Raw genomic sequence first — 913 nt, forward strand, 5'->3', positions numbered from 1 at the left:
CCGCAGCTCCGGGCGCGTCGGCCTGGCCGGGTGCGACAGCGCGTAATAGTAGCTGGACCGGGCCAGGCCGGCGCATTCCAGCAGGCTCCCCAGCTTGCACCCCTCCGCGCGAAGGGCGCTCACGGCCTCGACCTTCGCCCTGGTCAGAGCCCGTCCCTCTCGACCAGGGCACGCAATTTTTTTAGGTAGGCCACCTCGGTCTCGAGCCTTCGGCAGCGCTCCTCGAGCTCCTGCTCGCGGGTGCGCCCGCGCGACTTGGGGCCGGACCCCTTCGGCCTGCCCCTGGGCTTGGGCCTGAGCGCCTCGGCGCCGCCCTCGCGGTAGAGCGCGCACCATCTCTTGAGCGGCGCCAGGGACATGACCCCGAACGCCTTCATGGCGTCCTGCTTGCCCATGCCGCCGTCGACCACGGCCGAGGCGGCGGCGACCTTCTGCTCGTATGTGTACCTGGTCTGCTTGCCGTCCATGGATAGCAGCACCTCGCTTCCGAACGACCGGTATACGTAGAGCCATTGTCTCACGGTGTTGCGCGGGACCGACAGCGCCTTCGCCGCCGACTCGTGTTAGCGCTAATCTAAAATTGACCACTTTCGCAAACGCATCTCGCCGAATGCGCTAACGCGCTTTCGCCGGCCCCGCTAACGCACTTTCACCAACTGCGCTAACGGAACTATGCTCCGATCGGGTATCCGACCCGGGAGGAGCGGGATATGGAGCGAAACGTAATGGGAGAGCTGAACGTCTACAGGGGGTCCGGCGCGAAGCCGAACTTCAGCGAGATCGCGAGGAGGCACGGCATGGGCCGGCACACGGTCGCCAAGTACTGGCGGGAGGGCGAGTCCGCCGCCGACGGGAGGTCCGCGAGGGGCAGCGCCTTCGACCCGCTCGAGGAGGTGATCCGCGCGAAGGCCCA

1 protein-coding gene and 1 pseudogene are annotated in these 913 nt (G+C 67.3%); one reads left to right on the forward strand and one right to left on the reverse strand.

The genetic code is table 11. The annotated features are described in order from the left end of the window. Positions 1-143: 143 nt before the first annotated feature. Positions 144-521, reverse strand: coding sequence for a transposase (locus tag ACTQZF_RS09175; RefSeq protein ID WP_441555106.1), 378 nt, complete (start codon positions 519-521; stop codon positions 144-146). A 189-nt stretch (positions 522-710) separates the two neighbouring features. Here ACTQZF_RS09175 and ACTQZF_RS09180 point away from each other — a divergent pair. Then, positions 711-913, forward strand: a pseudogene (locus ACTQZF_RS09180) (IS21 family transposase); the annotation flags it as partial.

It is taken from the genome of Collinsella sp. LCP19S3_H3, assembly GCF_052119145.1.
In the GTDB taxonomy this organism is placed as follows: Bacteria; Actinomycetota; Coriobacteriia; order Coriobacteriales; family Coriobacteriaceae; genus Collinsella.